Origin of the sequence: Bacillus cereus group sp. MYBK222-1, from assembly GCF_051916425.1 — a bacterium.
GTDB lineage: Bacteria > Bacillota > Bacilli > Bacillales > Bacillaceae_G > Bacillus_A > Bacillus_A paranthracis.
The window spans coordinates 1-3,057 of the sequence record NZ_JBQAGP010000020.1; the positions used below are offsets into that span (position 1 = coordinate 1).

A 3,057-nucleotide genomic window follows, 5' to 3' on the forward strand; every position below is an offset into this window, starting at 1 on the left:
TTAGTTTGTCTAGCATCTAAAATAAAAATTGACGTTTCACGTTGTTTGTTTCGTTCAGTTTTCAAAGAACTACTTGGTCGCTCATTTGCGACTTCCTTATGTTAACATTTTCATCTTTCAATGTCAACTAAGTTTTTTATTTCGTTTGTCGCTTTCAACGTTGTTGTCATCGGCGACTTGTTCTATATTACACCCCTATTCAATAATAGTCAATATTAATCTTTCACTTTTTTAGAAAAGATGAAACAGCTACTCATATTCCTCTTTATTTTTCATACATATAATTAAAATACCTGAAAGGGGTGTAGAGATTGTTCGATCCTTCCTTATTACATATCGTCAACGCCCATTCAAGAAACCCACATTATCATAAGAATTTTCCTATCATTCTATTTTGGAGCCAAAAAAGTGGTTGTACTTCTCTTGCTAAGTGGTTTTTTTATCAGATTGACTTATTACAGACAGCTCTAAATTATAGTCCTTTCATTCATAATTATGAATATGACATATACAAAAGTACACCTGCCTATAGTGTTCGACTAGGTATAGCATTACGCGAAAAACAAAAAGAAACTTTTAAGCTTGTTCGTAACCCTTATAGACGAGCAGTGAGCTCTTTCGTATCCTTAATCGCACCTCCCTATATAGAAAATCCCGAATGGAAGCCCATCCGAAAGTTTTTATATCAAGATGAAAACTCCTCCAAAGGCCTCTCATTTAAACAATTTCTATACTATCTATTCATTAATGATGCTCAAGGAAATGATATTAACCCGCATTTCACACAACAATATATAGCTGGTGAAGAAGAATATGTGACCAATTATATATACTTAGAAAACTTCGATCAGGATATGAAAGCATTAGAAAAGCGTTTCGAATTAAAAACTGCACCAATAAATGAGTTCTCAATATCATGGCATCATCAAACTCCCGCCATGATTTATAAAGGGAATTTTAGCGAAGCCGATATTACTGACCCTTTATTTCCTCGCTACCCCACTTTCGAAAGTTTTTATGATACCGAATGTATACAACTCGTTCAAACAATATTTCAAAATGATTTCAATACGTATAAATATAGTAGAGAATACCTATACTGATTTCAATCTATTATCTTTGCCAAATAAAAAAACACCTAATATATATAAGGTGTTTTTTTATATTTAAACTATATACAATATGTTACTTAGCATTCCTTACTATTCAAGTTATTCTTCTTTAATAACTTACTTATCTTTTGTCTATCTGCCCATCCTACTCCTATTAAGACTAAACTTCCTCCTATTACTATCTTCCAAGTTAAAGACTCATCTAATAAAGCAATTGAAGCAACAATACTTATTAACGGTAATGCATTTAAATATAACCCACTTACTGATGCCGAGACTGTCTCTAGTGCTCTATTCCAAAACCAATACGCTAAAATTGTTGCGCCTATAACAAGATACATTACACTAAATCCAGTCTTCCATGTTTCGATTTCTGGGAAACCATAGTAAAAAGTTTCTACCATTGCAAATGGTAATAAAATAACAGCTCCAATAATTAAAGTTAATGTTGTAAAAACCTTGTTTGATAAATACTGTTCTTGTTTTGGTCTTTTCAACAATACTGTATAGAAAGCAAATAAGAAAGTGCTTAATAAAATAAGGGTATCTCCTATTAAAGATACTTCTTGATTACCGTTACTAGATGGGATAGTAATAAGAAGTACTCCAGCAGCTCCCAATACAATACCGATCCAATAATTAAGCTGAATTTTTTCTTTCAAAAAGATCGCTGAAAAAAGAATTGTAACTAACGGTAAAGCAGCATCAATAATACTAACATGTAATCCACTTGTTAAAGAAATACCGTAGGATGTGAACATAAAGTAACCAGCTACACCAGTAAAAGATAGTAAACTCATTCTTTTCCACGGCACTTGTTTATGTACAACCGATTTTTTTAATTGTTTAAATGAAAATAGCAAACAAATTCCACCAGCGAAGAAAAGGCGAATAAATAACAAAGTAAATGGCTGAATAACTTCTAACGCCCACTTTGTTGGCGCAATGGCTGTCCCCCATAATATAACAGCCACTAATAACATGCATATTTCTTTCATAATCCCCCACACCCATCAATAATATATATTAATTACCTTAATTATAGATTTTTTGATGAATGAAATCCTTTAAAAATGAAAAGATATTGTATAAATTGAAACTTTAATCAGCGGGGGTTCACTTCAGCGCATGTCACATAGCTCAAAAGCGTTGCGAAATGTTGGCTTGTACACGATGAAACAAAGTTACTTAAACAATAACAGGATGGCTACTGTAAAAGAAGTAGATACTGCCATGCAAGCCAATACGAATGATTGGGGCGTTCAATCAAATTCTATTCAAGCGATTCGCAGAGCCTTATATGCAGAAGTGAAGAGCTTTTTTAAAGCGTTGGAACAATGTAAGAAAAATCCTGAGCAGTTCACAGGGCGTCCGAAGTTTCCAAATTATTCTCGTTCCACTGACAAACGAATCATTGAAATCTATCAAGTCCCTAAAGTGGATAATAACGGGTATTGGATGGTTCCGATGAATGTGGCATTCAAAAAAAATTGGGTTCCATTAAAATACGTATGCCGAAAAATTTAAGACATAAAAAAATCTTCTACATTGAGATTGTACCGAAGCAAAAAAGTCGGTTCTTTGAGGTGCATGATACATATGAAATGCATGTTTCTCAAATGAAGAAACCATCCACGACTACGAGTAACGCTTTGAATTGCGATTTAGGTGTAGATAGATTAGTAAGTTGCGTGACAAATCGTGGGGTAGCATAAATGCTAGAGCGTCAAACTGTCTAGCGATAGACGAAAAGACCTAGCGCTCGAGCTCAAGCCCCCACTGAAAGGCTTTGTCTCACTGGGGGTAGTTGACTTTAAAACGTCTCCATTTCATCCTTTTCTCTCATTAAGATTACTAAATTTACGGATTATGTCATTTGATATATATAAATAAACACAAAAAAACCTAAGTCGAAACGACTTAGGTTTTTGCTTGGCGACGTCCT

2 protein-coding genes and 1 pseudogene are annotated in these 3,057 nt (G+C 33.8%); 2 read left to right on the forward strand and 1 reads right to left on the reverse strand.

What is annotated here, in order from left to right:
* Positions 1 to 311: 311 nt before the first annotated feature.
* On the forward strand, positions 312 to 1,103 hold the full coding sequence (locus ACTFR9_RS27475) for a sulfotransferase family 2 domain-containing protein (RefSeq protein ID WP_000460200.1): 792 nt from the start codon (positions 312 to 314) through the stop codon (positions 1,101 to 1,103).
* An 86-nt stretch (positions 1,104 to 1,189) separates the two neighbouring features.
* Here ACTFR9_RS27475 and ACTFR9_RS27480 read toward each other — a convergent pair whose 3' ends face one another.
* On the reverse strand, positions 1,190 to 2,122 hold the full coding sequence (locus ACTFR9_RS27480) for a DMT family transporter (protein WP_001998796.1): 933 nt from the start codon (positions 2,120 to 2,122) through the stop codon (positions 1,190 to 1,192).
* Positions 2,123 to 2,231: 109 nt separating this feature from the next.
* Here ACTFR9_RS27480 and ACTFR9_RS27485 point away from each other — a divergent pair.
* Positions 2,232 to 2,824: pseudogene (locus ACTFR9_RS27485) on the forward strand (RNA-guided endonuclease TnpB family protein); the annotation flags it as partial.
* Positions 2,825 to 3,057 lie beyond the last annotated feature (233 nt).